At 59.4% G+C, this 24,472-nt stretch carries 22 protein-coding genes and 2 pseudogenes; 13 read left to right on the top strand and 11 right to left on the bottom strand.

The window, feature by feature from the left end; genetic code table 11:
• From RLCC275e_RS31295 to RLCC275e_RS31275, 5 genes are read left to right on the top strand one after another with little or no spacing between them, the layout of a single operon-like run.
• Nucleotides 1–957 (top strand): ABC transporter permease, encoded by a 957-nt coding sequence (locus RLCC275e_RS31295; RefSeq protein WP_033183944.1) that lies wholly within the window; start codon nucleotides 1–3, stop codon nucleotides 955–957.
• Nucleotides 954–1,961 carry an ABC transporter ATP-binding protein gene (locus tag RLCC275e_RS31290; RefSeq protein ID WP_033183945.1) on the top strand — a complete coding sequence of 336 codons (1,008 nt, stop codon included), beginning with the start codon at nucleotides 954–956 and terminating at the stop codon, nucleotides 1,959–1,961. Before RLCC275e_RS31295 ends, RLCC275e_RS31290 begins: the two co-directional genes overlap by 4 nt.
• Nucleotides 1,961–2,953, top strand: a complete 993-nt coding sequence (locus RLCC275e_RS31285; RefSeq protein WP_033183946.1) for an ABC transporter ATP-binding protein — start codon at nucleotides 1,961–1,963, stop codon at nucleotides 2,951–2,953. The genes RLCC275e_RS31290 and RLCC275e_RS31285 overlap by 1 nt, the downstream gene beginning before the upstream one ends.
• Nucleotides 2,950–4,014, top strand: a complete 1,065-nt coding sequence (locus RLCC275e_RS31280) for a four-carbon acid sugar kinase family protein (RefSeq protein ID WP_033183947.1) — start codon at nucleotides 2,950–2,952, stop codon at nucleotides 4,012–4,014. The genes RLCC275e_RS31285 and RLCC275e_RS31280 overlap by 4 nt, the downstream gene beginning before the upstream one ends.
• A 24-nt stretch (nucleotides 4,015–4,038) precedes the next feature.
• A complete protein-coding gene (locus tag RLCC275e_RS31275) occupies nucleotides 4,039–4,803 on the top strand; it encodes a FadR/GntR family transcriptional regulator (RefSeq protein WP_003549481.1) in 765 nt (254 codons plus the stop codon).
• 93 nt (nucleotides 4,804–4,896) lie between these two features.
• On the opposite strand, the gene RLCC275e_RS31270 is transcribed toward RLCC275e_RS31275, so the two are convergent.
• Both RLCC275e_RS31270 and RLCC275e_RS31265 read right to left on the bottom strand, forming a co-directional pair.
• Entirely contained in the window at nucleotides 4,897–5,205 is a 309-nt protein-coding gene (locus RLCC275e_RS31270) for a HigA family addiction module antitoxin (RefSeq protein WP_033183948.1), read from the bottom strand.
• A gap of 55 nt (nucleotides 5,206–5,260) precedes the next feature.
• Nucleotides 5,261–5,956, bottom strand: a pseudogene (locus tag RLCC275e_RS31265) (protein-L-isoaspartate(D-aspartate) O-methyltransferase); the annotation flags it as partial.
• 131 nt (nucleotides 5,957–6,087) lie between these two features.
• Here RLCC275e_RS31265 and RLCC275e_RS34640 point away from each other — a divergent pair.
• A pseudogene (locus RLCC275e_RS34640) lies at nucleotides 6,088–6,228 on the top strand (glucose dehydrogenase); the annotation flags it as partial.
• A gap of 52 nt (nucleotides 6,229–6,280) precedes the next feature.
• Nucleotides 6,281–7,918 (top strand): FGGY-family carbohydrate kinase, encoded by a 1,638-nt coding sequence (locus RLCC275e_RS31260; protein ID WP_033183949.1) that lies wholly within the window; start codon nucleotides 6,281–6,283, stop codon nucleotides 7,916–7,918.
• A gap of 34 nt (nucleotides 7,919–7,952) precedes the next feature.
• On the opposite strand, the gene RLCC275e_RS31255 is transcribed toward RLCC275e_RS31260, so the two are convergent.
• Nucleotides 7,953–8,564: a L,D-transpeptidase gene (locus tag RLCC275e_RS31255; RefSeq protein ID WP_033183950.1), complete on the bottom strand. Its 612-nt coding sequence runs from the start codon at nucleotides 8,562–8,564 to the stop codon at nucleotides 7,953–7,955.
• 106 nt (nucleotides 8,565–8,670) lie between these two features.
• Between RLCC275e_RS31255 and RLCC275e_RS31250 the strand changes: the two genes are divergently transcribed.
• The 4 genes from RLCC275e_RS31250 to RLCC275e_RS31235 all read left to right on the top strand — a co-directional run bounded on the left by RLCC275e_RS31250 (nucleotide 8,671) and on the right by RLCC275e_RS31235 (nucleotide 11,878).
• Nucleotides 8,671–8,886 carry a hypothetical protein gene (locus RLCC275e_RS31250; protein ID WP_245483591.1) on the top strand — a complete coding sequence of 72 codons (216 nt, stop codon included), beginning with the start codon at nucleotides 8,671–8,673 and terminating at the stop codon, nucleotides 8,884–8,886.
• Between the two features lie 216 nt (nucleotides 8,887–9,102).
• On the top strand, nucleotides 9,103–10,161 hold the full coding sequence (locus RLCC275e_RS31245; protein WP_033183951.1) for an alpha/beta fold hydrolase: 1,059 nt from the start codon (nucleotides 9,103–9,105) through the stop codon (nucleotides 10,159–10,161).
• 175 nt (nucleotides 10,162–10,336) lie between these two features.
• On the top strand, nucleotides 10,337–11,386 hold the full coding sequence (locus tag RLCC275e_RS31240; RefSeq protein WP_033184118.1) for a class I SAM-dependent methyltransferase: 1,050 nt from the start codon (nucleotides 10,337–10,339) through the stop codon (nucleotides 11,384–11,386).
• Between the two features lie 147 nt (nucleotides 11,387–11,533).
• Nucleotides 11,534–11,878, top strand: coding sequence for a YkgJ family cysteine cluster protein (locus RLCC275e_RS31235; protein WP_082229852.1), 345 nt, complete (start codon nucleotides 11,534–11,536; stop codon nucleotides 11,876–11,878).
• 104 nt (nucleotides 11,879–11,982) lie between these two features.
• Here the strand turns inward: RLCC275e_RS31235 and RLCC275e_RS34615 are convergent, their stop codons facing one another.
• From RLCC275e_RS34615 to RLCC275e_RS31200, 8 genes are all read right to left on the bottom strand, one after another.
• Complete coding sequence (locus tag RLCC275e_RS34615) at nucleotides 11,983–12,114, bottom strand: hypothetical protein (RefSeq protein WP_003552290.1); 132 nt, start codon at nucleotides 12,112–12,114, stop codon at nucleotides 11,983–11,985.
• Between the two features lie 67 nt (nucleotides 12,115–12,181).
• A complete protein-coding gene (fcl, locus tag RLCC275e_RS31230) occupies nucleotides 12,182–13,252 on the bottom strand; it encodes a GDP-L-fucose synthase (RefSeq protein ID WP_033183953.1) in 1,071 nt (356 codons plus the stop codon).
• On the bottom strand, nucleotides 13,245–14,348 hold the full coding sequence (gene gmd, locus RLCC275e_RS31225) for a GDP-mannose 4,6-dehydratase (RefSeq protein ID WP_033183954.1): 1,104 nt from the start codon (nucleotides 14,346–14,348) through the stop codon (nucleotides 13,245–13,247). The genes fcl and gmd overlap by 8 nt, the downstream gene beginning before the upstream one ends.
• Nucleotides 14,349–14,427: 79 nt before the next feature.
• Nucleotides 14,428–16,632 carry a GumC family protein gene (locus RLCC275e_RS31220; RefSeq protein WP_033183955.1) on the bottom strand — a complete coding sequence of 735 codons (2,205 nt, stop codon included), beginning with the start codon at nucleotides 16,630–16,632 and terminating at the stop codon, nucleotides 14,428–14,430.
• Nucleotides 16,629–17,771 (bottom strand): glycosyltransferase family 4 protein, encoded by a 1,143-nt coding sequence (locus tag RLCC275e_RS31215; protein WP_033183956.1) that lies wholly within the window; start codon nucleotides 17,769–17,771, stop codon nucleotides 16,629–16,631. The genes RLCC275e_RS31220 and RLCC275e_RS31215 overlap by 4 nt, the downstream gene beginning before the upstream one ends.
• On the bottom strand, nucleotides 17,765–18,865 hold the full coding sequence (locus RLCC275e_RS31210; protein ID WP_033183957.1) for a glycosyltransferase family 4 protein: 1,101 nt from the start codon (nucleotides 18,863–18,865) through the stop codon (nucleotides 17,765–17,767). Before RLCC275e_RS31210 ends, RLCC275e_RS31215 begins: the two co-directional genes overlap by 7 nt.
• A complete protein-coding gene (locus RLCC275e_RS31205) occupies nucleotides 18,862–19,812 on the bottom strand; it encodes a glycosyltransferase family 2 protein (protein WP_033183958.1) in 951 nt (316 codons plus the stop codon). The genes RLCC275e_RS31210 and RLCC275e_RS31205 overlap by 4 nt, the downstream gene beginning before the upstream one ends.
• Before the next feature lie 9 nt (nucleotides 19,813–19,821).
• Nucleotides 19,822–20,025 (bottom strand): hypothetical protein, encoded by a 204-nt coding sequence (locus RLCC275e_RS31200; RefSeq protein WP_033183959.1) that lies wholly within the window; start codon nucleotides 20,023–20,025, stop codon nucleotides 19,822–19,824.
• A gap of 394 nt (nucleotides 20,026–20,419) precedes the next feature.
• Between RLCC275e_RS31200 and RLCC275e_RS31195 the strand changes: the two genes are divergently transcribed.
• Nucleotides 20,420–21,739 (top strand): O-antigen ligase family protein, encoded by a 1,320-nt coding sequence (locus RLCC275e_RS31195; RefSeq protein WP_033183960.1) that lies wholly within the window; start codon nucleotides 20,420–20,422, stop codon nucleotides 21,737–21,739.
• Nucleotides 21,736–23,862 (top strand): right-handed parallel beta-helix repeat-containing protein, encoded by a 2,127-nt coding sequence (locus RLCC275e_RS31190; protein WP_033183961.1) that lies wholly within the window; start codon nucleotides 21,736–21,738, stop codon nucleotides 23,860–23,862. The genes RLCC275e_RS31195 and RLCC275e_RS31190 overlap by 4 nt, the downstream gene beginning before the upstream one ends.
• Nucleotides 23,863–24,472 lie beyond the last annotated feature (610 nt).

The raw sequence follows: 24,472 nt of genomic DNA, 5'->3' as shown, positions 1-24,472 counted from the left end.
ATGTCCGCCATCCCTCTTTCCACCATCGAAACCGTCGAAGAGCCGGTCAGCCTGTGGCGCGATGCCTGGTATCGGCTGAAGCGCAACAGGCTCGCCATCTTCGGCCTCGTCATCGTCCTGATCCTCGCCTTCACGGCGATCTTCGGGCCTTATCTCACGCCTTATGATTATTTGAGCCAGGACCTTAACGCCCGCAACGTCCTGCCGTCGATGAGCCACCTCTTCGGAACCGACGATCTCGGCCGCGACGTCTTCAGCCGCGTGGTCTTCGGCACACGCACCGCTTTCCTCGTCGCCATCATCGTCACCGTCTTCGCGGTGCTGATCGGCCTCGTGCTCGGGGCCGTCGCTGGTTTCTTCGGCAATCCGTTCGATCGCGCCATCATGTGGCTGACCGACGTGACAATGTCGGTTCCCAACCTGCTGCTCGTTGTCGTCATTAACGCCTCACTGAAATCGCCAATCAGCAAATGGATGGAGGCGCGTTATCTCGAGACCCTCAATCCATTCTACCGCGAAACCATGTGGGTGGATTTCATTCTCGTCTTCGGATCGATGGCGCTGATCTCCTGGCCGCCTTACGCCCGTCTCGTCCGCGCCCAGGTACTGTCGATCCGCAGCCGGCCCTATATCACCGCGGCCCAGGCGCTCGGCCTGTCGAACTGGATCATCATCAAGCGCTATGTCATTCCGAATGCGCTGGGGCCTTTGATCGTCTCGGTCAGCGCCGGCCTCGGCACGGCGATGGTGCTGGAAAGTGCTTTCAGCTTCCTTGGCGTCGGGGTCAATCCGCCGACGCCGAGCTGGGGCAACATGATCTCGGACGGCCTGCGTGTCTGGCAGCATTATCCCCACCTTCTCGCCGCTCCGGCGGCCGTGCTCGGCCTTGCCTCGGTTGCCTTCAGTTTCCTCGGTGACGGCCTCAACGACGCGCTCAATCCGCGGGGCAGCAAATGATGGACACGAAAAACACCAACCGCCTGCTCGATGTCAGGGGCCTCACAGTCGAAATCGATGGCCGCAACGGCCCCGCCATCGTCGTCGACGGCATCGATCTCCATGTCGACAGTGGCGAGACCCTTGGCGTCGTCGGTGAGTCCGGCTGCGGCAAGAGCCTGACCATGCTGAGCCTGATGCGGCTGCTGCCGAACAAGATCAAAGTAACCAAGGGATCGGCCACATTCGACGGCCGCGACCTGCAGACGATGTCGAATAGAGAGCTGCGCAAGGTGCGCGGCGGCGATATCGGCTTCGTCTTCCAGGATCCGATGACTTCGCTCAATCCGGTGATGCGCGTCGGCGACCAGATCTGCGAGCCGCTGATCTATCACCGCGGAATGAAAAAGGCGGCGGCCCGCGCACGCGCCGTCGAGCTCCTGCGGCTTGTCGGCATTCCCGGTCCGGAAGAACGGCTGCAGGCCTATCCGCATGAACTTTCCGGCGGCATGCGCCAGCGTGTGATGATCGCGATCGGCCTTGCCTGCAATCCGAAGCTTTTGATTGCCGATGAGCCGACAACGGCGCTCGACGTCACCATCCAGGCCCAGATCGTCGATCTGGTTAAGGATCTCAGGACCAAGCTCGGCATGTCGGTTGTCTGGATCACCCATGATCTGGCGCTGATCGCCGGCCTCGTCGATCGCGTCGCCGTGCTTTATGCCGGCACTGTGGTCGAAGATGCGCCGGTCGACGAGCTTTATGCCCGGCCGAGCCATCCCTATACGCGCGGTCTGCTGTCATCGATCCCGAAGCTTTCGGACCCGCCGGCAAGCCGGCTGAGCTCGATCGGCGGCACGCCGCCGGAGCCTGGCCGCCGGCCGAAGGGTTGCCCATTTGCGCCGCGTTGTCCGCTTGCCGAAACCATCTGCCACGAGAAGGTGCCGCAGCTCGAAGCGTTGAGCGGCAGCAGCAATCACCGCGCCGCCTGTTTCGTCGTCCAGAGAATGCAGGAGGCCGCGTGATGGGTGCTCAGCCGCTGCTCAAGATCGAAAACCTGGTCAAGCATTTCCACGTCAAGCTCGGCGCCTTTGGTGAGCGTTCGGCAACCGTCTATGCACTCGACGATGTCAACCTCGACATCATGGAAGGCGAGACGCTGAGCCTGGTCGGCGAATCCGGGTGCGGCAAGTCGACGACCGGCTTCACCATCCTCAACCTCTACAAGGCGACCAGCGGCAAGGTTGTCTACAAGGGCCAGGATCTGGCGACGCTCGACGAAAAACAGATGCGGCCCTTCCGTCGCGACCTGCAGATCGTTTTCCAGGATCCGTATTCGACGCTCAATCCGCGCATGACGGTGGGCGAGGCGATCGGCGAGCCGATCCTCTTCCACAAGCTCTGCACCAAGGCCGAACTGAAGGAGAGGGTGGCGACGCTGCTCACCGATGTCGGCCTGTCCACGCGGTTTGCCCAGCGCTACCCGCACGAGCTTTCGGGCGGCCAGCGCCAGCGTGTCGTCATTGCCCGGGCGCTCGCCTGCCAGCCGAAATTCATCGTCTGCGACGAGGCGATCTCGGCGCTCGACGTGTCGATCCAGGCGCAGATCATCAACTTGCTGCTCGATCTGCAGGAAAAATATGGGCTGACCTATCTCTTCATCGCCCATGATCTTGCTGTCGTGCGCCACATCAGCACTCGCGTCGGCGTCATGTATCTCGGGCGCCTCGCCGAACTTGCCACCCGCGAGGAACTCTTCGACAATCCGCTGCATCCCTATACCAGGGCGTTGCTGTCGGCCGTTCCGGAGACCGATCCCGAGCATGAGCGCACACGTCAGCGCCAGATCCTGCAGGGTGACGTGCCGAGCCCGCTGAACCCGCCGACCGGCTGTCGTTTCCACACGCGCTGCCCGATTGCCATGGATGTCTGCAGCAAGGTCATTCCCGCGTGGAAGGAGGCGAAGCCCGGCCATCTCGTCGCCTGTCACGCCGTCAACACCGGGCAGACCGTATGACTCTGAAGGCCGCCATCATTGCCGATGATCTGACCGGCGCGCTCGATACCGGCACGCCATTCGTCGAGGCCGGCCTTTCGGTTGCGGTCGCAGTCAACGTGGAGGCCACAGAGGATGCGATCGCCACCGGCTGTGACGTCGTCGTCGTCAACACCGCTTCGCGTGCGCTTGGCGAACCGGAAGCTGCCGAGAGGGTCCGCTTTGCGACCGCGGCACTTCATGGCGTGAAGCCCGCAGTCGTGATGAAGAAGATCGACTCCCGCCTGAAGGGCAATGTCGCGGCAGAAAGCCTGGCGCTGGCCGAAGCGCTCGGCCTGGAGACTATCCTCGTGGCGCCCGCTATTCCCGATCAGGAGCGCGTGACCTACAGAGGCTGTGTTGTCGGGCGCGGTGTCGACAAGCCACTGCCGATCGCCGATTTATTCGAGGGCCGCACGGGCAATATTGCTGTTGCCGATGCAAAGGACGATAGTGATCTCGACCAGATCGTTGCCGATCAGGACTGGCGGCTGACGCTTGCGGTCGGCGCACGGGGTCTGGGTTCCGCACTTGCCCGTCAACTCGGCGAGACGGGGCGGCAATCGGCGCCGGAATTTGCCGCGACCCGGCGTACCCTGTTCGCCTTTGGCTCGCGCGACCCGATTACCGCTACCCAGATGGACCAGCTCGAAGCCTCGGGTGTCCTGCGCATGGTGGTGGACGCGCCGATGGGGCAGGTCGAAGTCGGGGAGGGCATGGCGCTGCCGGCGCTGCTGCGTTGCAGCGGCGATATGACAGCCGATGCGGCACTGGTCGCCCGCCATTTTGCGGCAGGCGTCAGATCGGTAATCGACGATACCAGGCCTGACATGCTGATGGTCGGCGGCGGCGATACGGCGCTTGCCGTTTTCCAGGCGCTCGGGGTCAGAGTGCTGGCGCCGCAGGGCGAAATCGAGGCCGGCGTGCCGTGGTTCGATGTCACGGCAGGCGACGGGCGGCATTTTCGGTGCGCCGTGAAGTCAGGGGGCTTCGGCAAGCCCGATAGTTTGTTAAGACTGGTTCTTTGGAATCGGGCGGCATAGTAAGATACCGCCGGGGAGAATGACGTGGCTGAAGTGAATGGCGAATCTTTGAACGCGGAAGCCGGCCCACCGGGCAAGCCCGAACGCGGCAAGGCCGTCAAGCTGGTCGATCGCGTCTTCGACCAATTGCTCGAGCGTATCCGCGGCGGAAACTATCCGCCGGATTCACGCCTTCCCGGCGAGCATGAGCTTGCCTCGATGCTGGGTGTGTCGCGGCCGATCGTCCGCGATGCGCTGGCGCGCCTGCGCGATCAGGGCATGGTCTATGCCCGGCAGGGCGCCGGCACCTTCGTCAGCGCGCATGGATCGCCGACGACGCAGCTTGCCTATTCGCCGGTCAAGACGATCGCCGACATTCAGCGCTGCTACGAATTCCGCCTGACGATCGAGCCGGCCGCCGCCTATTTCGCCGCCAAACGCCGCAATGAGCAGGCGATCCAGAAGATCGCCAGCGCGCTTGCGGATCTGCGCGAGGCGACCAGCCATCAGCTTCACCGCACCGACGCCGATTTTCTCTTCCACCGCGCGGTGACGGAGGCTGCCAACAATCATTATTATACGGCCTCCATCGATGCGCTGAAGGCCCATATCGCCGTCGGCATGCATCTCCACGGCCTCTCTTTGCTCGGCCCCCGCCAGGGGTTGGAACAGGTCTATGAAGAGCATAACGCCATCTACAAGGCGATCGCCGATGGACGGCCTGACGATGCACAAAGACTGATGAAGGCGCATCTCGAAGGCTCCCGGGACCGTCTGTTCGAGGGCAGGGTGCTCGATCTGTCCTTCTGATGCCCATTCCCAGCAGTAAGTTCAGAAACGTCAGAGAGTCTCATCACGATGTTTTCGCGCCAGCCTCGGCGATGCCGATAAGCGCGCTTTTGATCATGCTGCCCTGATCGTCGGGATGCCGGAGACGTCTACCTCCCGTTCGGCGTGCCAAGCATCATAGGCAGCCTGCATGCGCAGCCATATTGCGGTGCCATCACCGAACAATTTCCCAAGCCGAGCAGCGACATTGGGCGAAACCGGCTTCTTCTCGTTCGGAATATCGTAGAGTTGCTGGCGCGAGATTCCGAGCAGATTGGCGATTTCCACCTTGGTTTTTCCCGCTGCAGGGATGATGTCCTCAAGCAGTGCCCCAGGGTGGGAAGGGCAACGCGTCGTCGGCCTCGTCGTTTCATATACGGGCATTAGGTCATTCCCCAGTCAGAGCCACCTCGATAATACGACAAGATCACATTTGACCTTTTGGTGCCAGTGATCGATCGTCAGCCGGATTGCTGTTTCCTGATGATGCTGAAGCAATCCAGGCGTCTTCGCCGATCAAGGGAACGAAGCGCACCCCGCCGAGATCTTCTTCCTCGAATGCGGCGGCGCTGGTGCGCGTGAACCGTTTCAGGCGCTGCCCTTCACCACCGCCGACCGGGATGATGAGCCGCCCTCCGAGGTTCAGCTGTTCTTTCAAGGCGGTTGGCACCTCGGGTGCGCCCGCGGAAACGATAATGGCATCGAACGGAGCGGCTTTTGCCAAGCCCTTGCTGCCATCGCCGACGCGAACGTCAATGTTGCGGTATCCCAGCTTCTCGAACCGTTCCCTAGCCTGAAGCGCCAGCTTTTCATGGCGCTCGATGGAGTAGACATGCCTTGCTATCCGGCTGATGAGGGCCGAAGCATAGCCGGAGCCCGTTCCGACCTCGAGCACTTTGTCACCGGCATTCAGATTGGCCTTTTCGAGCATCAGAGCCACGATGAACGGCTGCGAAATTGTCTGGCCCTCGCCGATCGATAGCGGTGCATCCTCATAGGCGAATTCCTCGGAGCCTGGAGGAACGAATTTTTCGCGCGGCACCGTGCGCATCGCTTCGGTCACGCCTAGATCGCGAATGCCGCGACGCGTCACGTGGTGCTCCACCATGCGATCTCGGATGCGCGTCATATCCATGGATCAGCTCCACTATCGCCGTTTGCATCTGCGGCAAACTTCTGGGCGGTGGAGAATGTAAAACAAATGGGCGACCGGAGAGTTCCTGAGATGCGCAGGCAGCGGAACGGAGCAGCTTGCTAGACGACTGACCAAAGGCGAAAATGGAGGAGGCGCTGGTCAATGGCAGCCTGATGCAGCCGAAGTGGCCGACGCCGTCCTTTTCATGCTGTCGCGGCCGCGTAATGTGATCGTCCGATCTGGTGATTCTGCCAAATAACGTGGATCTGTAAACCGGCCCAGACTGCAGTTAGCCTGATCCTTGCCGATTTCAAAGGAGAGACCATGAGCGACACATCTCGCATGCCAGAAGCGGACGCCAAACATGTCATCGGCGTCGACGTCGGCACCGGCAGCGCCCGTGCCGGCCTGTTCGACCTGACCGGCCGGATGCTGGCGTCCGCCAAGCGGAATATCACCCTGTTTCACGAACCGGGTTCGATGGTTGAGCAATCGAGCACCGAGATCTGGGCGGCCGTTTGCGCGGCAGTGCGCGACGTGGTTTCCTCGGCCGGGGTCGATCCGGCGTCCGTCATGGGGCTCGGGTTCGATGCCACCTGTTCGCTCGTCGTCCTCGGCGAAGGCGGCAAGCCGCTTCCCGTCGGGCCTTCGGAAGATCCGAACCGGGACATCATCGTATGGATGGACCACCGCGCCGTCCCGCAGGCGGAGCGCATCAATGCGTTCGGCCATGACGTCCTGCGTTACGTCGGCGGCCGTATCTCGCCTGAGATGGAAACGCCCAAGCTTCTCTGGCTGAGGGAAAATCGCCCCGAGGTTTTTGATGCCGCGTGGCAATTCTTCGACCTTGCAGATTTTCTGACCTGGCGGGCGACCGGCGATCTGTCGCGTTCGACCTGCACGGTCACCTGCAAATGGACCTATCTCGCCCATGAGAAGCGCTGGGATGGAGATTATTTTCACCAGATCGGCCTCGGCACGCTCGCCGATGAAGAGTTTGCCCGCATCGGGCAGGCTATCGTCGAGCCCGGTTCGGCTCTCGGTCGAGGATTGACCGCGGCTGCAGCCGGCGAGCTCGGCCTGAAGCCGGAAACGCCCGTCGCTGCCGGACTGATTGATGCCCATGCGGGCGGAATCGGAACCGTTGGCACGGGTGCCGGTCCACAAGCCAATCTGGCCTATGTTTTCGGCACTTCCTCCTGCACGATGACATCGACAGCTGAGCCGTGGTTCGTGCCCGGCGTCTGGGGGCCTTATTATTCGGCCATGGTGCCGGGACTATGGCTGAACGAGGGTGGCCAGAGTGCCGCCGGCGCGGCGATCGACCAGTTGCTCTCCTTCCATCCGGCTGCCGCGGAAGCGAGGGAGCTTTCGAAGAGCGCGGGTGTTCCGCTGCCGGTTTTGCTCGCGGATATGGCCGCCCGAAAAGCGGGCCGTTCTTCCGACGCCGTCACGCTTGCGGCCGGATTGCACGTCGTTCCCGAGTTCCTCGGCAACCGCGCGCCCTTTGCCGATCCGCATGCCCGCGCAATCATTGCCGGTCTCGGGATGGAGGACGATATCGGCGGCCTGGTCTCCCTTTATGTCGCAGGGCTTTGCGGTATCGGCTACGGCCTCAGGCAGATCATTGAGACGCAGGCCGATGCGGGCGTTACCATCGAAAATATCGTCATCAGCGGTGGCGCCGGCCAGCACGATTTCGTTCGCCAGCTGCTCGCCGATGCGAGCGGCAAGCCGATCATCGCGACAAAGGCTGAGGAACCCGTACTCCTGGGGGCCGCCATCCTGGGCGCTGTCGCCAGCGGGCTGTTTGCGGATGTACGCGAAGCGATGACGACACTCTCGGCGGTCGAAACGACATTCCTGCCATCAGAAGGTCCGATCCCCGATATTCATCATAAACGATATGAAGGGTTCAAGGAGCTTCAGGCTCTGGCGCGCAAGCTGCGTATCGACGGTTAGATATCTCGGCGCCAATCCGCCGATCTGCTAACAGCTAGCGCCGAACGATGACCTTCGTTCCCGGCTGCACGATCTCGTAAAGCTCTTCGACATCTTGACGGTACATTCGAAAGCACCCGCTCGACGCGTTGGTGCCGATGGACGAGGGGTCGTTGGTGCCGTGGATGCGCAACAGGCCATCGGCGAGATAGATCGCGCGGGTTCCAAGCGGATTGGCGGGGCCGGGCTTCACGACCGCTGGAAGCCGAGGGTTCTTCTGCCGCATGCCGGCCGTGGGTCGCCATTCAGGATGCGCTCGCTTCGATACGACCCGCGTAGATCCATACCATTGCTTGCCCTCACGGCCGACCGCGATGGGGTAAGCGAATTGCTCGCCCCAAGGGGTGGTGTAAATGAGCGTATGCTCGCTCGTCACGATTTCGATGGTTCCTTTTGCACGCCCTGTCGGCGGTTGCCTGCGATCATGCAGGGGCTCTTGATAGGGAGGCGCTGGATCGTAATCGAGTGGCGGCGGATAGGGGCTGTAGGGATCGTCGTAACCGTATCCATCAAAGTCGTCATATCCATTATACGGCTCATAGATCTGGGCTTGAGCCTGAAAGACCGTCAGCAAAAAGGCCGCAGCCACGAGAGCCAGCAATCTCATCTTGTCGCCATCCGCTTGTTGAACAAGCTTGATTGGGCCGAATTCTGTGGCGGCACTATGACTGCTCGCGGCAAGATCTTGAAAAGCTATCGCGCCGCACCAGGTGATGGCTGGCCTCCGTCCCTGGGAATTCCAAGGTCGCGTGCACGCCGGCGCCGTCATAGGCTGGGTTCACAAACCCGCTGCCTTCATCATCGAAAAGCGGCTCGGTCGCGGTAAACTTGTTGCGACGACCTTCCGCCTCCATCAGGAGGCACCGGATGTCGACCCGCTTGCCACCGCGCTTTACGATGGCCTCCTCGCTCTTGCCACAAGACCGTGAGCTCAGCGACAGCCAACGGAGGTCGCGAGAACTTCGCTTCGTGCTCAAGCGCTAGCGGGAGGGGGCTCAGATCGCCGGTCGGGTCTATTGTCCGAAGCGGCGAAACTGATCGAAAGGCTTCGTAGCGAGCCTCCCAAGCTGCCCTGTCTTCCAGGAGAATCCATCCTGTAGGAGATAGGCCTGTTATGCGATCGTCGGCTGCGATATTCTCGACCGATGAAACTCAGTCAGACCATACGGTTCGCTACCGCCGAGGACGGCACCCGTATTGCCATGGCGTCTTGCGGGCAGGGTCAGGTGATCCTGCGGGCGGCGCACTGGCTGAGCCATGTCGATTACGATCTCGAAAGCCCGGTGTGGCGGCCGTGGCTCCAGGCACTGTCCGCCCACAACCGGTTTGTGCGCTACGATCCGCGCGGCTGCGGCCTGTCGGACCGGCATGTCTTTGACCTCTCGGTCGAAGCGTGGCACGCCGACCTTGCTGCGGTGGCGGCGTCGATCGAGGAGCCGCGCTTCGTCCTCCTCGGTCTTTCGCAGGGCGGCGCGCTCGCTATCGCATATGCCCTCAAATATCCCGAGCGAGTATCGCATCTGGTGCTTTTGAACGCCTATGGTCAGGGTGCCCGCGCCAGAGCCCAGACCGAGGCAGAGCGGCTGGAAGCCGAGACCCTTGTCAATTTCGTTCGCGTCGGCTGGGGACGCGATAATCCGGCGTTTTGCCGGTTCTTCACCAATCTCTTTATCCCCGACGGCACGCCCGAACAGCATCGCTGGTGGGGCGATCTCGAGCGCCAAACGGCAACGGCCGACGTCGCCGCACAACTGCTTTGGCAGATGCAGGGGATCGATGTGCTGGACCTTGCGGCGAGGCTGCGCGTCCCGACGTTGATCGCACACAGCCGCGGTGACATGCGCGTGCCGTTTGACCAGGGTTGCAAGCTTGCCGCCGCGATTCCGGGTGCGAGCTTCTTGCCGCTTGAGAGCAAGAACCATGTGCTGTTGCCGGATGAGCCCGCTTGGAATGTGTTTCAAACGGAACTTGCCGCCTTCCTCGGGCAGGATCGGTCGGTGCGGCCGCGTGCGGTCAGTGAGGCCGGTCTGACACCCGCCGAGGGCGCCCTTCTCGACCTCGTCGCGGAGGGGCTAGACAACCGCGCGATCGCAGAACGGCTTGGCAAGAGTGCAAAGACCGTCCGAAACCAGATGTCGGTGATATTCAGCAAACTCGGCGTGCATAGCCGCTCGCAAGCGATCGTCGTCGCGCTCTCCCGATAGTCCCGCTTCTGCAGGTAGATAGACCTCTTCCGATGCCGATGGGACATGTGTCCCTCCAAGGAACGGGATTTCTTCGCAGACGCGGGACAACTGCCTCATGCCCGCCAAGACGGCAAGCTTCATCCTCGGCGTCACGGATGGCAGGACGCCATCCGAGCACCGGGAGGAATTCACCGTGACGGAAATCAACGAAACCACCCTCAATGAACTCGTGGGCCGCGTCCTTGGCGACCTTGGTGGAGCGGTCAGCGTGCCGCTGGTCCGGATCGGAGATGCTCTCGGGCTGTACAGGACGCTGAAGGAGACCGGGCCGGTGAAGGCCGACGAACTTGCCGATGCCTCGGGATGCGCACCTCGCTATGTGCGCGAGTGGCTGGCGGCACAAGCCGCCTCGGGTTATGTGCACCATGAGCGAGGATTGTTCTCGCTGACGCCCGAACAGGCCTTCGTTTTTGCCGAGCCGGACAGCCCGGTCAATCTGATCGGCGCGTTCGATACCGCTGCTGCGATGGTCGAGAACCAGCCGAAGGTGCAGTCCGCCTTCAAAACCGGCCGAGGCGTTGCCTGGGGCGATCAGGCTGGCTGCATGTTCTGCGCCGTGGCGCGACTGTTCCGCCCAGGTTATGTCAATGCGCTTGTGCAGGACTGGCTGCCGGCGCTCGACGGTGTCACCGACAGGTTGAAAACGGGTGCGAAGGTAGCGGACGTCGGATGTGGGCACGGGCTATCGACGATCCTGATGGCCCAGGCGTTTCCCAATTCCCGCTTTGTGGGCTACGACTTCCATCCAGGTTCGATTGCCGCTGCGTCCGCGCACGCCCAGGCACACGGATTGACGAACCTGCACTTCGAGGTCGGCAGGGCGCAGGATTTCGGCGGCCGAGATTTCGACTTGATCACCTGCTTCGACTGCTTGCACGATATGGGCGACCCGAAAGCCGCGGCGGCTCATATTCGAAAGGCGCTCAAAGACGGCGGCGTCTGGATGGTGGTCGAGCCGATGGCCGGAGATACGCTGGAGGAGAACATCAATCCGGTTGGACGGCTCTACTACTCCGCCTCGACGATGATCTGCGTTCCGACCTCGCTTGCGCAGGAGACAGGGCTGGCACTCGGTGCGCAAGCGGGAGAGCTACGATTGGCCGAGGTGATCCGCTCAGGCGGTTTCACTCATATCCGGCGTGCAGCCCAGACGCCCCTCAACATGATCCTCGAGGCCACCTGACAGGTCGCGCCTCCCGTTGGAAATGCCGCGCCGCATTCCCGGCCCCGTCAGGAAAGTCGACGAGTGCGGCGACTGGCTTGCAGGAGCACGCCAGCAGGAGCCTGATGAAGGCTTTGCTCTTGGCGGGCTGTGTGGTAGGAGCGGGCCATGACATCATTGATCGATTTCGATTGCCAAAGCTGCGGAGCCTGCTGCTCCTTTTCGCCGACCTGGCCCAGATTTTCCACCGAAACAGACGCTGCTCTCGATTTGCTGCCGGCGCATTTCGTGGCCGCGAACCAGCAAGGAATGCGTTGCGACGGTGCGCGCTGCTCCGCACTGGTCGGTCGCGTCGGTTCAGAGACATCCTGTCAAGTGTACGATCTTCGGCCTGACGTCTGCCGCGCCTGCGTCCCGGGGGATGACGCTTGCTTGACCGCGCGCGCGTTCTTCGGGCTCGGTCAGCCAAGTTTGCCGCCCGGTCACATCGCTGCGGAGCCGCCAATCAACTGAGGCGGGTTCCGTCCGGCTCCTCTCTTCGGCTGTCGACTTACTGCAGCGATTGTCGTCCGACAGTCCAGCCGAAAGTAAGGCCCGGTGGAGCCATCCGATGTGGACTATCTGCCTAATAGCGCGACAAGCGATATCGGCATTTCGACCGCGAAAAAATCCATTGCCGCACCGATAATCATCACCCACACGACGATCAGGAAAATGAGCGCTGCAATCCTGATTTCCACAGGTTGCATTATTTGCTCCGTCCCAGCATATGCGTCCCCCCCGAGACAAAATCCTGTTATCCCTCGTGCAAATTCCCTATGGCGAGGGATGATGCGCAACGATCGAGAGCGTGGGCGCGTGCGGCGCCGAACTCTTGGCTTTCTCAAAACTCATGTCGCTTTGGCCGATCAAGTCGCTGGACATGCCTCTGTTGCTGCGTTCGAGATGATGGCCATCAAGGAAGGAGCGGTAAGCATCTGCGATGCCCTGCTTCAGAGCTATTTTAGGAGACCAGCCGAGAGTGCGAAGCTTGTCGACGCTCAGGAGTTTACGTGGCGTGCCATCTGGCTTCGTGAGGTCGCGGGTGATCTTGCCTTCGAAACCAACGATCTTGGAGACGAGGTATGCCAATTCGAGAATGGTAATGTCTTCGCCACAACCTACGTTCACATGACTTTCGGCGGAATAGGTCTTCATGAGATGGAGGCAGGCGTCAGCGCAATCGTCAACATGCAGGAATTCGCGCCGCGGCGTGCCGGTACCCCAGACGCATATCTCTTGCTGCTGGCTGACCTTGGCCTCATGTGTCTTGCGTATAAGCGCCGGCATGACATGGCTTGACCCGAGGTCAAAATTGTCGCCTGGACCGTAAAGATTGGTCGGCATGGCCGAGATGAAATCTCTACCGTGCTGTTTGCGATAGGCTTGGCAGAGCTTTAATCCGGCAATTTTGGCGATCGCATACCATTCATTGGTGGGTTCAAGCGATCCGGTCAGAAGTGAGTCCTCAACGATCGGCTGGTCGGCGAATTTCGGATAGATGCAGGACGAGCCCAGAAACATTAGTTTTTCGACGTGAGCTCTATGGGCGGCGTGGATGACGTTCGCTTGGAGAATCAAGTTGTCGTAAAGGAAGTCGGCCGGATAGGTAGCGTTCGCCAGAATACCGCCGACCCTCGCAGCAGCCAGGAAGACAGCATCGGGACGATGCTTACTCATCCAGGCCTCCACCTGGTCCTGCCGTCTGAGGTCGACCTCGGCGCGGGTGGACGTCAAAATCTCGCAGCCCTCGGAAGCCAGACGTCGCACGATCGCAGAGCCCACCATGCCGCGGTGGCCCGCGACATAGACCCTCTTTCCGGCAAGGCTGTAGATCACCTCAGGCATGGGCAAAACCTTTGGTTACACCGACCGACGGAACATTTCGTGCCATGAGTTTCAGATCCGCGCGAACCATCTCCGCAACCAGCTGATCAAGACTGGTCTCATGTTTCCAACCAAGCTTCGTGTGCGCCTTCGTCGGATCGCCGATCAAAAGATCAACTTCAGTCGGACGGAAATAAGCCGGATCGATCTCCACCACACACTGACCGGATGTCTTATCGTATCCCTTTTCCTCAACCCCGTTCCCACGCCAATCAATCGGCATGCCCACCTGGGCAAAGGCCTTGTCAACGAACGAACGAACCGAGTGCGTTTCGCCGGTCGCAAGGACATAGTCCTCCGGTTCATCCTGTTGCAGCATCAGCCACATGCCACGGACATATTCTCGTGCATGTCCCCAGTCGCGCTTGGCGTCCAAGTTGCCGAGATAAAGCCTTTCCTGCAGTCCAAGATGGATCGCCGCCGCCGCCCGGGTGATTTTGCGCGTCACGAATGTTTCGCCGCGGATCGGGCTTTCATGATTGAACAAAATGCCGTTCGAGGCGTGCATGCCATATGCCTCGCGATAATTGACCACAATCCAATAGGCGTAGAGCTTGGCCGCAGCGTAGGGTGATCGAGGGTAGAAAGGTGTCGTTTCGCTCTGCGGGACTTCCTGGACTTTGCCGTAGAGCTCTGAGGTGGACGCTTGATAGAAGCGGGTCTTCTTGGTCAGCCCCAGGAGGCGAATGGCTTCAAGTAGCCGAAGGGTGCCGGTGCCATCGGCGTTAGCCGTATATTCCGGCGTCTCGAAAGAGACTTGAACGTGGCTCTGTGCGGCGAGATTATAGATCTCGTCCGGCTGCGTTTCCTGAACGACGCGGATGAGGTTCGTTGAATCGGTCATGTCCCCGTAATGTAGAATAAAGCGAGGATTTTCGACATGGGGATCCTCGTATAGATGCTCGATGCGACTGGTGTTGAAGGACGATGAGCGTCGCTTGAGGCCGTGAACAATATAGCCCTTCTCCAGGAGCAGTTCGGCCAAATACGCACCGTCCTGACCTGTTATGCCTGTAACCAGCGCGACTTTTCGGTTCTTTGTCATTCCGGTATCCATGGGTTGCCCTTCAACTCGAATACTAGCGCAGAAGCAGATAAGGCTGTGTAGTTCAGCAATTTCACAAATGATTTACGTATTACACTGTTAACTTGTAGTATTTCATAAGTGATTTCGAGAACAGCTCCGAGTCACTGAAATTATACAACGCGTGATTTTTGGTATTTACGTTGTTGATCGCGACGACGATTTCCGAATTTCGTGGGCTTTTCATTTGCTGCAGGCTGAATTCGACCGCGCGACGGCTCGTCTTTCCCCATCTAACAACGGCCAGTGTTCTTTCCGCCAAGGCAATCAAATGCACTGTATCTGTCGAAGCAAGCACAGGCGCGCTGTCGAAGATGACAACCTGGCCGGCCGCGCCCGCCATCTCGATGATTTCTGCCAGGCCGTTCGGACGGGTGCGCCGCTGGAGACTGAATCTTCCAGATGGAATGAAGTCGATACCACTTGGATGGTGGTAGACGATGTCGCGGAGATCTGCCTGACCATTCAAGAATTCGTTCAGTCCGTACATTAACCCCGACCTGAAAAACGAATCGAGTTTTCCCCGCCGAAGGTCGCCATCGACCAGCAGCACCGGAATTGCGGCGGCGGCAAGTTCGATAGCCAGCGATCTCGCGACAAGCGACTTGCCTTCCCCGCTGTGGGCCGAGGTAACGACGATACTGCTCGGCGACTTGCCGCCATTGGACTGCTTGAGTGAAAGCACCACGGTACGGATTGCTTCGTCAAACATCGGGACCGGCATATTTTCGAACATCGTTTTCGAATTTTCCCGCCGCGCCAGACGCGGGATAAGCCCAGCCGGTATCGTGCGCGCCATTCCAGCTATCTGGTCGAAACTCCGGACCGTCCGGTCCGACATTTCGATCACGAAAGCAGCCGTTACGGCTCCCGAGATTGCAGCCAGGAGGGCGCCCACCAGATAGAAAAGCCGTCCACGTCCCTGTGGCGCGAGCGGCACTGTAGCCGGTGATAAAACTTCTACCTCCGCCCCCGGTAGCATGGCCTTCGCGGCGAGGTCACGGCGCTGGTTCTCAAGCGTGTCGAGTGCCGTTTGTTCCTTTTCGGCGATTTTCTGCAGTCGCAACAATTCCGTCTGCACCAGCGCATCGCGTATGCGTTTTTCTTGAGCAACAACCAGGCGGGATTGTACTGCTTCAGCTTCATGATCAAGTGCGGTGAGCTTGGAGCGCATTGTCTGGAGATATTGCTTGGTCGCTAGGTCGAGGTCGGCACGGGATTCTTCGATCTCGCCACGTAAATCCACCACGGCCTCGGCATTGCTGTCATATGTCTCAAGAAGACGGGCGAGATCCTGCTCCTGTCCGCGAAGATCGCGTTGCTTTATGGCAATGCTATCGGGGACGACGATATTCTGCGCGACGACCGAAGCTTTATCCGCTGCTTCCAGCGCCGATATCACCGCCTCTACCTCAACGCGGCCTTCTTCGATTTTCCCTTCCCGGCCAGTGAGTTCTAGAAATGACTTGATCCGTTCTTCCTGAGCGTCCTCTTTCGAGACGACGTCCATCGATTCCTGGTAGTTGCGGGCAGCGTCGCGAGAAGTGTCCGCGCGAGCCTGCTGTTCGGTGATGCGCTGTCGGATCCATTCTCCCGCTGCATCCAGGCGGCCACCGACACTGCCCTTCCGTTCATCGACGTAAATGCTGATGATCCGGTTCGGAACCGCGGCTGCGAGTAGAGGATCAGTCGAATTGAAGCTGATCTGGACAACGTCACTCTTATCTTCATGCCACACGCCGAGCGCCCTAAAATATTCCGGGATGATGGCGTTGATGTTGTCCCCTTCCGGCGGGGTGGTTTTTTTTGTGTCGAACAGGCCGCGCAACTTTGCCCGGACCCTTTCAATCAACGAGATCTCCCGCAGCGCTGGATTGAATTCCTCCCGCACGTCAAGATGCAGTTCGCGGACAACTCGCTCTGCGATGCTTCTGGATAGAAGCCGTTCAGTCTCCGATTTAGCGTCAAGCAGATCACTGTGGCTGGCATCGTCCGCATCAAGTGATGTTGCGAGGGGCTGGTGGACAATTAACCGGGCCCAGCCCTGGTAGGTGGGCTCCAACCCAAAGATCTTAATCGCCGCGGGCGCCATGAGCAGAGCGGTTATCGCGATGATCATGATCATTCTTCGCCGGACGAGACGGAAGACGGATCCCAGATCCAAGTTGTCCGCCTTGGTCTCCACCTGAAAGCGAGGATCGTAGCGCATCGGCGAGATCGGAAGGTTGCGGTCCGGTGGAACGGTGGAAATCGTCATCGTGCGCCAACCGTTGCTTGAGGTTTCGCGGAAACGGTTTCGTAAAGTTTCTCGAGCGACCGCATATAGGCCCTCATGCTGAAATGGTTGAGATAATGTGTGCGCCCCTGGACCGAGAGGCGGATGCAGATTTCTGGATCGGACACCAGCTTAGCCAGGGCTGCAGCCAGGGCATCCTGGTCTCCGACTGGGACGAAGATGCCGGTTTCGCCGTCGGTAATGACTTCTTCATGCGCCCCGACACGCGTGGTGACGACGGCGAGACCGTGCGACAGCCCTTCGAGTACGGCCATTGCCAGACCTTCGGCGTGCGAAGGCAGGACCAGTATATCTGCACGCGCACACAGGGCCCGCGCCTCACCGGCGTCAAGCCAGCCGGGCATTTCTACCAGATTTGAAAGCGCCATGGCGTCAGCCTGACGGCGATAATCCTCGACAGGTCCGTCGCCTGCAAGTACAGCCCGCCACTGGAGTTCTTTCATGACCGGGTGGCTCAGCGCCAACAGAAGCTCTCTGACCCCCTTGCGTTCACTCAACCGGCCAAGGAATACGATCAACGGTATCTGACCGACGCGAATATCGTGCGACCCGGGGTCGGGGACGCAATTATGGGCAACGACCGTGCGGCGCTCGTCAACGCCCAGAAGTGTGGTCAGCGTCATGCGATCGCGCTGGCCGAGCGCCACAACGCAATCGGCATTTTGAAACATCCGACGTATCAGCCGTTGTTGGCGCGGCGAGCGTTGCGCAAAGTCGCCGGCATAGTCGTAATCGTGCAGGTGCAATATGTGGCAACACCCGAACAAACGGGCAGCCTCGGTCAGAATCAGTTTTCGGGAGGTGCTGCCGCGGCCGGCGATATGGATATGGTGAATGCGAGCGGGCGCAACAATCCGGTCCTTTGCCATCGTCAGGATGGCGGCGAGCAGGCGTGCGGGTGATGTCACTTTGGACCATCGAGCGCCTCTGGTATCGGTGACGAAATGTTGCGTTCCGGTCTCTTTCGCGGTCTCTGTTATATAGCCGATCAGCCTGCCAATTCCGCCGCCGTTCTCGCAGCCGCCCGGAACATAGTGGCGGACACTGGCCGTGTTCGGTACTGGCATTCGACTTCTGTCCGTGAGGGCCTCCGTCAGCATGATCCGACCACCTCCCGATAAACGGCCGCGGCCTGGGCGCCGACCCGCTCCGGCGAATTCGGTCCTTTGGCCCATCCGAGCGCATTGGCACCGAAATTGTTTCTAAGCTCGCCGTTATCTGCCAATGTCTTAATTGCTGCCGCGAGCTCTTTGGCATTTCCGGGAGGGACCACCATTCCCAGCCCGTTGGGCTGCACGGTGCCTCGCAACTCGCCGACATCCGTAACGATGACCGGTTTGCCAAATGCGGCGGCAAGGTTGAGCACACCGCTTTGAGATGCTTCCGTATAGGGAAGCACGACGATGTCGGTGTCCAGGAAAAGCTGGGCGACCTCTGCATCCTCGATGAAACGATTGCGAATGTCGTAGCGGCCGGCATCCCCCATGAGCGGCTGGAAGATCAGCGGATTGTCGCCACGTCCTGCGACCGTGATGCGCAGGTTTGGAAGTACGTCCTTGAGCATCGCCTCGGCCCGGACCAGATGTTCCAGGCCCTTGTAGGCAAAAATCCGTCCGAAGAGCAGGACGCGTATAGTTCCATCCGCTTCGCGCGGCGCCATCTTCTGTCGCCGGGCGAGCTCTGCATAGCGAAGGATGGAGGGATGCGACAGGACATGGACACAGTCCGGCGATTTTGAATATCGATCGACGGCCAGCCGCTTCAGTCCCTCACCGTGGACGACAAGATGTCCGGATTGCTTCACCATCAATTCGGGAGCCCAGCCGGGCAGCGTACGCGTATCGGAGTCGCCGGGATGGATTTCCACGTCATGAACGGTCGTCACAAGCGGGATCGGGCGCCAGAACGGCGCGGCGAGGTTCAGCCAAAGTGTCGAATTGCTGAGGAGATGGATGAGGTTCGGCCGCTCCCGCCGGATCAGACGCGTAAGCTGGTACAGAAACCAGGGATTGGAGACAGAACGGTGTCTCGGCCAGTCCAGAAGGTGCAGATCGACAGCAGGATCGATGGAAGAGGCGAGATGTGCGTAGCGTCGGCGCGGCACGGCAAGCACAACGTCTAGGTGTTGGGCAACGCCGCTGGCAAACGAGATGGTATAATCTTCCAGTTCGGAAACCAATAGCAGCGCCTTCATTCCGCTGCCTCCGGCAAGCCGACGTCCAGACCGAGCCGTGACAGGCCGTGTGCCGAGCGCAAACTATCGCGCGTCCGCCTGAGCAGGTTCGGTTCGCCGGCAAAGAAGAGGCCTTCGACCGCAAGCTTGAACCGGGTGCGTGCATCGGCTCCCTGCAGCTTTGCCGACGCGACGCGAAAGGGATAGTGATCCGTCAGATGTAGTCTTGCCGGCAGCTCATGGGCTGAGAGAAACAGGTTCGTTGCTTCAACGGTTTGCTGCCAGTGCGTCATCCGCCTCCTTAGTGTGGTCGCATCCTCGGTCGAGCGATACCAGTTATTATTGTGGATGCGGTAGAACCCAAGCGGATCCGGCATGGCAATGACGTCCCCCAGAAACGGATAGATCCCCACGAGCCAGGCGTCGGCTGATATGCGGAATTGTATGGGAATGCTGCCCGCTGCATTCCATGCGCTACGTCGTACCGCGACGGCTGACGTCATCGGGAAAGGCCACCAGCCAGCCGATCTGGTGAGTAGCGGCGACAAAGCGCCCGAACACAGGGTTCGAGGGATCGGTTTGGACGTCGGCGTGCCATCGACAAGGGTTGGCTGCAGTCGGTGATAGACGAGCGATGCTTGAGGGTTTGCGCCGAACGCTGCAGCCGTCGCCGACAGCTTGCTCGGCGCCCACCAATCGTCGGCATCCAGAAAACAGAGGATCTCGCCCGCGCTTGCTCGCACAGCGGTATTGATCGCGGCGGCCTGTCCTGCGTTTTCCTGAAAGATCACCTTCACACGGCTGTCATAGGCTTCCAGAACAGACCGCGACTGGTCGGTAGAGCCGTCATCGACGACGATTATCTCGACGTTGCGCGCGTCCTGGTTCAACACGCTGTCTATCGCCCGCCCGACGAAGCGAGCGTAGTTGTAATTATTGATGAGGACACTGAGGGCTGGCTGCTCCATGACGCGTTCTCAGGCGGATTGCGGCGTTGCACCGCTGTAGAGCAGCGCAAAGTTGCTTGAGACGTCGAGCTTGACGCGGCCATCGAGGTTTGGAGCCTCGGTGATGGTGACATCCAAAGCCCCTTGTCGGCCGGACAGAGCCGATGAGATCGCCACGCCGAGTAGGGCGCCCGTCGTGTTGCATAGAGAACTAGGATCATGACGCAGAAACATAGAAATCCTAAACCTTCCAGGCTTCGACTGCAGAGAGGGCCTCTGTCAGAATTGTTGCCTCATTCCAGCGGAACCGCGGCTTACCCACCACGCTTCACAAGACATTCGTTGCCACGGTACCGGTGAACGGACATGCGCAACATCTGCTCTTAAGGGCAATCCGGTGACATGAAGACCCGTCTTTTGGCTAATTGCCGGCTGAAAGCTTACGCACACCATAGTCTTTAGGTGGAGCGAAGGTGCATTGGGCGTAGCCCGCCCTTCACTAGGACAGGTTGACGGCGGATGTGGTTGAATGGTTGCTTGGAAGCAGTGCAGCACGAATGCCGACATCTGTTTTTTTGATCTGCCGCGATCAACAGTCGCTTGTCTTTCAAGTCAGTCGGGACGGATAATGAGAGTAGATAGCCTCGGAACTGCCAGCGGACCAACCATCAGTTGGCGGACCATAGAATGCTGGGGCGCCGGCATATCCCTTTTCTTTCAGGCGGGCGCTTTGCTGCCGCTTATCCTGTCAGATGCGGACGGAACGCTCAGCGAATCTGCCAAATCTATACTGCGTCTTCCTTGCTTTCCTGTGTATGTATTTACAATCGTGATCCTGATACGCAATTTTCCGCAATTTCTAACGGCGCTCAGGCGAAATCTTATTGTTCCCGCGATCCTTGTCCTGCCGTTTTTGTCCACCCTATGGTCAATAGCACCTCCAACGACCTTGAGGCGCGCAATCGGCCTTTTGTTTTGCGTGCTTCTTTCCTATGTCCTGGCGATACGTTTCACGCCAAGGCAGTTGCTGTTCCTGGTATTTGTGACCCTTGGGGCCTGTATCGTCCTCAGTGTGGTTATGTCAGTGGTGTCACCAAGCCTCGCCACCATGCCGGATGGCACTATGCGGGGCATCTTCATCCACAAGAACGTCCTGGGCTGGTACGCGTCTCTAATGATCTTGGTGGCAACGGCCGTGCTGATCGACGGGACGCTCGGCTTGCGGCGAACCGCGTTCATCGTGTTGGCAGCGGGCGTGATCTGCCTTGCAAGCTCCGGATCGATGACCGCGACCATTGCAACGTCGGTGGCGTATTGCCTGATCGGCTTTTATTCCCTCCTGCAAAGAAGCAGTAGCATTGGCCGCGTCGTCATCGTTCTGTTTTTCGTCCAACTGTCTCTTGGCATTCTGATTTCGCTTCACGAATTCCTGGTTCCGGCCCTTGAAGCACTCGGCAAGGACGCGACTCTGACGGGTCGGGTGCCATTGTGGGAACTGGTTGATCGCGAAATATCCGATCGTTGGATGTTTGGCTACGGCTACCAGGCTTTCTGGACAACCGCGAACCCCGAAGCGACACGCATGTGGTTAAAGATTGGATGGCCGGCGCCCCACGCGCATAATGGATACCGCGATATCTTGTTGAGCTTTGGAATAATGGGAATGGTTCCGTTTGTTCTGTTGCTTCTCCATGCAATCCGCCAGGGTGCGGTCCTTCAATGTCATGATCCGCAGTACGGGTGGCTCTGGCTCAATGTCTTGACGATCATGATTTTGGTGATGAACCTGACCGAGAGCATTTTTTTCGCTCAGAATGACACCATCTTCATTCTGTTTACTACAGCCATCATCATGTTTTCGCTGTACGCGCCCGTCGTATCGATCAGCCGTTCGCCGCATCGGCAGGGGCCCTCGCGAGGTCTTACAAGCGGGCTGCAGACATCATGAGGCGACGTTTTGGACAGATCCTGAGCATTTTGCCTGTCATTCTCTTTCCGCAGTCCGGCAATCCGGCTCCAGTAGGGACAGAGATAGATGCGTCCGAGCGCCTGCAGATGCTCGTCAGGGAGGCGACCTGCGCGGAAGCTTCCGCGACGTTGTCAGCCAAGTTGGATGGGACTTCTTTAAGCGACATATTGAGCAGCAGCACCGGGGCGCGGACGATATTTTACGTTTCTCCCGATGGCAAGGATACCTGGAGTGGCCTCCTGCCGTCCGCAGATGAGCAGGGCGGCGACGGCCCTTTCGCCAGCATCGAAAGAGCCCGTGATGCTGCCCGTGAGAAGAGCGGCACCAACACAATCGCTTTGGGTAAGGGCGATTACTACCTTGCTCGGCCGATCGTCTTTGACTCCCGCGATAAGGGCTTGATCGTCACGTCAAGATGCAATGAGGCGCCGATTTTGCATGGGGGGCAACGCGTGCGCAACTGGGCGCAGGAGGCCGATGGTCGCTGGAGGGCGCCGCTGAAATTGCCGCCGGATGAAGCGGTCGGTGACCTTTTCGTCAATGGGATACGCCAAACTCGGGCTCGATTTCCCAATGCTCCCGCTGATGGCGATCCACACAAGGGATGGCTGTTTGCCGCAAAATGCAACCCTGCCATCGACATGTGGGAAGGAAACACGCGCTTCTGTTTCCATGCCGGCGATCTTCCGGTAATGGGTGATACGAGTGGACTGGTCGTGGACATCGTTGGGGGGTATCAACCCGGAAGCCAGTGGGGCAACGATACGCTTCCAGTCATATCCATCGATGGCGCCGGCCGGACTATCCATACGAAAGGCACGGGCTATTTCTTTACCGCAGAAGGCAGCCGCTATTTCCTAACCGGAGCCAAGGGCTTGCTCGATGCTCCCGGAGAGTGGTGGTACGACCTTGTCGCCGGCCAGCTTCATTATATCCCTGTCGATCAGTCGTTACCCGATTCCGTGGTCGTTGCTGGCATTCTGCCGACATTCTTCAAATTGGATGGGGCCAGTGGGATGGTCGTATCAGGGCTCGAGTTTAGAGATGGAGCTCCTGACGGCAGCGGCAAGTTCTACACGGAAACCAGAGGATTTGGCGCCATACGGATCGAACACGCTGATGGTGTCAAGATTCTCGGCAACAGCATCGAGAATGTCGGCGTCGGGGTCCATGTGACGGAAAGCAAGGATGCGTTGATTGCCGGCAATGTGATTGCTGATGTGGCTGGCAACGGGATTTACGTCGGCACAAATTACGGCACGTTCGGCAAGTCGAACGGCTCCAGGATCCTTTCAAACCATATCCATGACATCGGAAAGGTTTACATTGAAACCGCCGGAATATGGTTCCAGGCGGCTGACAACGTCAGGATCGCCAACAACCTGATCGAAAACACGGCGCAGTTCGGAATCGCCGGCGGTTCGCTATGGGGTTCTAACGACGCTGTCTACAACGCTGTCATCGAGCATAATGAGATCCGCAACGCCAATCAGCAGACCGCAGATGGCGGCGCCATCAAGATGATGGGCGAGCAGGGCGACCCTTTGAACAGCACCATCCGCTTCAATCTTGTGACCGGGACCGGTCATCTGATGAACAGGGTCGATGGGACCTTCTGGCCTCCCGGATATGAGAACACCAGCGAATGGCCGTCTCCTATCAGCTGGGCAATCTATACGGATGGGAAGGCGAGCGGGCTGCGTATCGAGGGAAATACGCTCTCGGGCAATGTCGCGGCGATCGGTATCAACGGCGGTTGGAGCAACCTGGTGGCGGGAAACGTCATCACACACGGATCGGGCGCGGCTTTTCGCGTCGATATTGGTACCGGCAGAGGTTGGCGTCCACCATGGGCGCGTCCTAATCGTATTGAGGAGAATGTTGTGTCGGTTAACAATGAGAGCGGCATTGTAGCGTATGTCAACACTCCCGATCTTGGGCTTGGATTTGTGCAATTCGCGCGCAACCGCTACAGCGGCAACTTGAACAACAAAAGCTTCAGGATAAATCCGGGAATGATGCGTTCGGGAGAATTTGGCAGTCTGGGAGATCTTCAGAAGGCTGGGGCGGACACCGGAAGCATAGTCGCGCCGCACGAGTAACGGTGGGGCAGGTTCCCGATAATGAGCGGGGCAATACTATCGGCACGCTGTCTCAGCGCCGCTGTACTAGGCGTTCAGCAAATTTCAAGATGGCGATTGCAGTCGCCCTCGACAGAGGGATGGGTCCACGCATCAGACGGACCAAAAGTCTTGAAAACTGCGACGCGGTCGAGGGGCTGGCGAGCCGCCGAATAAATGATCGCGTCGAGGTGAAGGCCTTGTGGCCGTCCAAGCGAAGCCGCAGCCAGATTCGTTCGAAGAACTTGCAAGGCTCAAGCGTTCCATCTGCTCAGGGGTAGCTCAGGAATTCCCTGATGACTATGCACACAGCCGTTGGAACCAAGATCTCGCCGCAACTTGTTGGTTCTGTCGGACATCTCTGAACGCTCCCCAGCCGGGCCTTTCATCTCGCCTGTTGGAATGACCATGTCTCCCTCTGCCCAGTTCTGATCGCGCTCAAACGTCACTAGCTTTGATCGCGCTGGAGTGAAGAGCTTCCGCCGCGCGGCGCGGGTCGAAGCGTTATTTCGGGCCAACGGTCATCAAAAAGAGCAACGTGGTAAGCTGTGGGGTACATAGACTTACTTCGAATATTGTACGTCGTGGTGGC

The sequence above is a fragment of the Rhizobium brockwellii genome, assembly GCF_000769405.2.
Lineage (GTDB): Bacteria > Pseudomonadota > Alphaproteobacteria > Rhizobiales > Rhizobiaceae > Rhizobium > Rhizobium brockwellii.
This window is presented reverse-complemented; position numbering and strand designations above follow the sequence as displayed.

Bases quoted from the DNA above. Each gene is read 5' to 3' on its own strand.
- RLCC275e_RS31200 (WP_033183959.1), bottom strand. From the start codon at position 20,025: ATGTTTCTGCGTCATGATCCTAGTTCTCTATGCAACACGACGGGCGCC.
- RLCC275e_RS31205 (WP_033183958.1), bottom strand. From the start codon at position 19,812: ATGGAGCAGCCAGCCCTCAGTGTCCTCATCAATAATTACAACTACGCT.
- RLCC275e_RS31210 (WP_033183957.1), bottom strand. From the start codon at position 18,865: ATGAAGGCGCTGCTATTGGTTTCCGAACTGGAAGATTATACCATCTCG.
- gmd (WP_033183954.1), bottom strand. From the start codon at position 14,348: ATGGATACCGGAATGACAAAGAACCGAAAAGTCGCGCTGGTTACAGGC.
- RLCC275e_RS31260 (WP_033183949.1), top strand. From the start codon at position 6,281: ATGAGCGACACATCTCGCATGCCAGAAGCGGACGCCAAACATGTCATC.
- RLCC275e_RS31215 (WP_033183956.1), bottom strand. From the start codon at position 17,771: ATGCTGACGGAGGCCCTCACGGACAGAAGTCGAATGCCAGTACCGAAC.
- RLCC275e_RS31245 (WP_033183951.1), top strand. From the start codon at position 9,103: ATGAAACTCAGTCAGACCATACGGTTCGCTACCGCCGAGGACGGCACC.
- RLCC275e_RS31235 (WP_082229852.1), top strand. From the start codon at position 11,534: ATGACATCATTGATCGATTTCGATTGCCAAAGCTGCGGAGCCTGCTGC.
- RLCC275e_RS31280 (WP_033183947.1), top strand. From the start codon at position 2,950: ATGACTCTGAAGGCCGCCATCATTGCCGATGATCTGACCGGCGCGCTC.
- RLCC275e_RS31250 (WP_245483591.1), top strand. From the start codon at position 8,671: ATGGCTGGCCTCCGTCCCTGGGAATTCCAAGGTCGCGTGCACGCCGGC.
- RLCC275e_RS31290 (WP_033183945.1), top strand. From the start codon at position 954: ATGATGGACACGAAAAACACCAACCGCCTGCTCGATGTCAGGGGCCTC.
- RLCC275e_RS31190 (WP_033183961.1), top strand. From the start codon at position 21,736: ATGAGGCGACGTTTTGGACAGATCCTGAGCATTTTGCCTGTCATTCTC.
- RLCC275e_RS31195 (WP_033183960.1), top strand. From the start codon at position 20,420: ATGAGAGTAGATAGCCTCGGAACTGCCAGCGGACCAACCATCAGTTGG.
- RLCC275e_RS34615 (WP_003552290.1), bottom strand. From the start codon at position 12,114: ATGCAACCTGTGGAAATCAGGATTGCAGCGCTCATTTTCCTGATCGTC.
- RLCC275e_RS31270 (WP_033183948.1), bottom strand. From the start codon at position 5,205: ATGCCCGTATATGAAACGACGAGGCCGACGACGCGTTGCCCTTCCCAC.
- RLCC275e_RS31285 (WP_033183946.1), top strand. From the start codon at position 1,961: ATGGGTGCTCAGCCGCTGCTCAAGATCGAAAACCTGGTCAAGCATTTC.
- RLCC275e_RS31220 (WP_033183955.1), bottom strand. From the start codon at position 16,632: ATGACGATTTCCACCGTTCCACCGGACCGCAACCTTCCGATCTCGCCG.
- RLCC275e_RS31295 (WP_033183944.1), top strand. From the start codon at position 1: ATGTCCGCCATCCCTCTTTCCACCATCGAAACCGTCGAAGAGCCGGTC.
- fcl (WP_033183953.1), bottom strand. From the start codon at position 13,252: ATGCCTGAGGTGATCTACAGCCTTGCCGGAAAGAGGGTCTATGTCGCG.
- RLCC275e_RS31255 (WP_033183950.1), bottom strand. From the start codon at position 8,564: ATGAGATTGCTGGCTCTCGTGGCTGCGGCCTTTTTGCTGACGGTCTTT.